Genomic DNA, 265 nt, shown 5'->3' with positions numbered 1-265 from the left:
AGGTTGACCGTCTGCGGCGCGGGCGTGGCGCTGAGATGGCTGACCGCCTGCTGCGCCTGCGCTGTGGCTTCGAGCTTGTTCAGCATGGTGACAATCCGCGACTCCTGATAGGGCTTGAGAATGTAGTCAAACGCCTCCAGCTCAAACGCTTCCACCGCATGCTCTTTCCACGCGGTAATAAAGACAATCAGTGGCTTATGGGCAAACTGATGGATATTCTGTGCCAGCAGCATGCCATCCAGTGAGGGGATGTTGATATCGAGAA

Annotated in this window: 1 pseudogene; it reads right to left on the bottom strand. The window is 55.8% G+C overall.

The window, feature by feature from the left end:
* Window positions 1–233 (bottom strand): annotated as a pseudogene (locus SB765_RS30495) (hypothetical protein); the annotation flags it as partial.
* Between the last annotated feature and the right edge of the window lie 32 nt (window positions 234–265).

Source organism: Pseudomonas sp. SIMBA_067 (assembly GCF_046534675.1).
GTDB classification, from domain to species: Bacteria; Pseudomonadota; Gammaproteobacteria; order Pseudomonadales; family Pseudomonadaceae; genus Aquipseudomonas; species Aquipseudomonas putida.
This window is presented reverse-complemented; position numbering and strand designations above follow the sequence as displayed.